At 31.9% G+C, this 3,486-nt stretch carries 5 protein-coding genes; all 5 read right to left on the reverse strand.

Annotated features, from left to right (window positions below; genetic code table 11):
* Positions 1–250, reverse strand: a 250-nt coding sequence (locus ACFX5E_RS16125) for a hypothetical protein (RefSeq protein WP_379856192.1), incomplete at its 3' end; no start/stop codon positions are given.
* 221 nt (positions 251–471) lie between these two features.
* Positions 472–909 (reverse strand): hypothetical protein, encoded by a 438-nt coding sequence (locus ACFX5E_RS16130; RefSeq protein ID WP_379856193.1) that lies wholly within the window; start codon positions 907–909, stop codon positions 472–474.
* Entirely contained in the window at positions 900–1,874 is a 975-nt protein-coding gene (locus ACFX5E_RS16135; RefSeq protein WP_379856194.1) for a hypothetical protein, read from the reverse strand. The genes ACFX5E_RS16130 and ACFX5E_RS16135 overlap by 10 nt, the downstream gene beginning before the upstream one ends.
* 77 nt (positions 1,875–1,951) lie before the next feature.
* Complete coding sequence (locus ACFX5E_RS16140; protein ID WP_379856195.1) at positions 1,952–2,611, reverse strand: hypothetical protein; 660 nt, start codon at positions 2,609–2,611, stop codon at positions 1,952–1,954.
* Between the two features lie 7 nt (positions 2,612–2,618).
* Positions 2,619–3,486 (reverse strand): hypothetical protein (locus ACFX5E_RS16145; protein ID WP_379856196.1); only part of this gene is annotated, 868 nt, incomplete at its 5' end.

The following is a 3,486-nucleotide window of genomic DNA, read 5'->3' on the forward strand; positions in this document are numbered from 1 at the left end:
CTGTTCTAAGATCAGCAACAAGTAGTTTTTCAGTAGTTCTTAAATCATACTTTTTTAAACTAGTGGTATCTATTGCAACCGTGATTTGGTCAATCGTACTAATTTGTTCTTTGCTTGCATTGATTTTAAAATCATTCAAGTAAATTAGAACTGCTTTTTTATAAATTCTGGGTATTTGATTTTGTTGATCATAAACCTCGTCATCTTGCTGACATTTCGATACTAGCAGCGGGATAAAAATTAAAAGCAATCTTTTAAATCAAAAAAAACATTAATTTCCATTTTTTCTACCCCGTTTTGTGAAAAACATGAAACAGTAAATAATAATAATAGTAGTAATATACTTTTTATTTCTTTCATATTAAAGTATTTAGACTCTTTGTGGTGGCTGTTTGTATAATATTCACTATTGGAGAGATTTTATCAAATATTCCAAAGTAACTCCATCAAAAAAATGTGTCAGATATTCTTTTAATTCATTGTATATGTTTTCCATTTTAAATAAGTTCCATCCTTTAATTTATGAATTATATATGTTGGAGAAGTTGTTTTGTAGTTATTTTCTCTAAATTGTTTAACCGTAATGTAGTCAATACGATCTAAGGATTTTAATTTCTCTGGTTTTATATCAAAAACATAAAAACCAATCGAAAAACGTGGCAAACCAGCACTGTTTTCCTCAATGAGATTTTTATAATGTTCATTTATAGCTTTATCTCTGGATTTCTTTGTTTGATATTCTATTAAATGTATATTAAAAAAGGCAGTAGTGGTGTCTTTATCAATATAATATTCTTTTAAAGCTTTATCATTAATATCTAAAAAAATCGTTATTTTCTGTTGATTTGATTTTTGTGCAAAAGAAATGCAGCAGAAGCTTAATAATAGAAGGGCTGTTTTTACTGACATGGTGTGTTGTTTTCTATAAAATCAAAATAAATTTTTAAAATTTTCACTCTTTCCACTTGAGGAATAGCCGCCCAAGCTGCTGTAGGTTGCGGTGGTAAGCCTGTAAGTGGATTTGGCTCGCCCTCACCCATAAGCCCTATCCAGGCCAAAGCGTTGTAAACATCCACACTTTGCGAACTGTCGAATTGTTTCATAACGTCAGTTATTATGTTACGCGAAAGTTGTGCCATATATTCATGCTGTGGCTCTGAAGGAGACCCTCCAAGTGGTATTTCATATCTATACATCATATAATAATGTGCTATTTCTTTTTCATTATTCTTGATACTTTCAATAAAAGCAGATGACCACGGGATTTCTCCTTTTCCCGAGAGTATTAACAATTTTCTATAGGTTTCAGCATGAATCATTTCATGAATAAAAGTTCTTGCTATGTTTAATGGGGGTGTATTTAACTTATTGGGATTAAATTTAATTTCAATTAATGAATTTATTGGCTTGTAGGTTACGGCGCCTGCAAGGGAATATTGTGTATCTACTCCTACACTTAACTTTAAGTCAACTAGAGAGAAATCTCCATCATACTCTTTTAAATAATTTTGAAAGGTTGGAGCACCACCTAGTTTGTCATATACTCCTTTTAAACAAGGATTATTTTCAAAAGAGGAGTCAACTATAACTTTATCCAGTAGCACACCTGTCCAACTATTATTTGCTTCAAAGGTATACAATAAGCCATCCCATTCTAATACTTTTTCGCCAACACGAGGATATTCTACTGCTGAAAGTCGTGCGTAAGCTTCGGGAACTTTATTTATCACTAAAACAGGCAAAGAGATAAAAACAATATCCCAATTATTTGTTGTTGCATTAAATTTAAATCTTGTAAATACACCATCCCTGTCTGTAAAATCGAACACATTATCAGCCGACGCAAAATTTGGAAAAACAGGCGTTTCATTCACACTTCCTTAACCTACATCAACTTCTATGTATTGTTTATTTTGAACAGTAATAGCAGTAAATTAAAGGAATGCTTTGTTTAGTTATACACTCCGTCGTAATATAAATTTATTTGCTCCCATTTATTATCAACTTTCCTCATTAATACGGTAAAATGATTTATCGAGTGAAATCCAAGTTGACCAGCTCCCACCTCAAAACTTACAAAAGCATTATTTTCATCGATTATCAAGGGTTTTGATAAGTATATAATCAATCGAATTGAGAAGTTACTGTAAGCAGCTGTTTTGATAATAGTTACCAAATCTTCATATTTAAGTAAACTAACGTTTAAATTTTTAAAATCAGATGTTTTCCAATGATATACCTCTTCTTTTTCCAACTCTAATTCTAATTTATTAATTTGTAGGGTATCTAAAAAATAAATTTCTGTTCGATCTTCACCTCTGTGTATTTTGTGCATTGCATTCCATTCATTTTTTGAAAAAATGTAGGTTTCAAGAGATTTGTGTTTTTTTAATGCCTCTTCAATTACAAAAATTTCAGCATCTTTGTAATTTTTATATCTGTCCTTTTTTAATTCAACATCTATAAATGCATTGATGATGTTGTCTTCAATTTCTGTTACTTTACTCATACTTGAAATTGGATTCATTTGTACATCAACCACCGTATTTCTATTTTGCACCGTACAAGAAAATAATAGCGTGTAAAATAAAATTAAAAATAAATTTTTCATAATAATATCAGTTACAAGGTTTTCCAATTGGTGTTTGTGCTTGAGGAGTTCCTTGGCCTGCCAGGTTTCCACTTTGCTCTGTTTCATATCTGTTCAAAATTCTTTGCCTGTTTTGGTTACCTACTGGATATATTGCCTCAAAAATTGGTGTTTCTTGTAATGTACCCCAAGCTAGGTCACTGTAAGCACGGTCTGGGTTTAAGCCCTCTTGAACAGGAACTCCAGTTTGATATTCTTGTAAACCTCTCGCGATAGCATCAACGTAACTTTCAGCTATTTGTTGATGGTGAAAATCAGCAGCATTTAATGATTCAGGACGCTTTAAAGTTACATAATAGTGAAACAAGGTGGGAAAATCATTGTAAGCATTCTTATTGGGTGGATTTGAATTGTAGAAATTGTCAAAAAGACTCATAAAATGAGCATGTATAATTTCATGAAACATTAATGCAGCAATGAATAATTTCGTTTTTCCTGCATAATCACTGCTAATGTATACGGTATAATTGTACGCTGAATTCCAAACTGTCTGCGCAGGTTGCCAACTTGGTGCAACCTGAGATTTAATTATTACATTATATACAGAATTGTTAGCGTCAAACTTCATTAAAATTTCTGAAAAATCACAAACTGTCGTTGTTTTTATTTGTTGAAAAACCCCTTTTGTACACGGATCTAGTGCACTATCATCAATATTGTCCTCGATAGTTTGAGCGATTATTGCATCTGTTGCAGGAACACCTGTCCAACTATTATTTGCTTCAAAGGTATATAATAAGCCATCCCATTCTAATACTTTTTCGCCAACACGAGGATATTCTACTGCTGAAAGTCGTGCGTAAGCTTCGGGAACTTTATTTATCACTAAAACAGGC

This window comes from Flavobacterium xylosi (assembly GCF_042787345.1).
In the GTDB taxonomy this organism is placed as follows: Bacteria; Bacteroidota; Bacteroidia; order Flavobacteriales; family Flavobacteriaceae; genus Flavobacterium; species Flavobacterium xylosi.

Coding starts and splice junctions, on each gene's coding strand:
- ACFX5E_RS16130 (WP_379856193.1), bottom strand. CDS start 909: ATGTCAGTAAAAACAGCCCTTCTATTATTAAGCTTCTGCTGCATTTCT.
- ACFX5E_RS16140 (WP_379856195.1), bottom strand. CDS start 2,611: ATGAAAAATTTATTTTTAATTTTATTTTACACGCTATTATTTTCTTGT.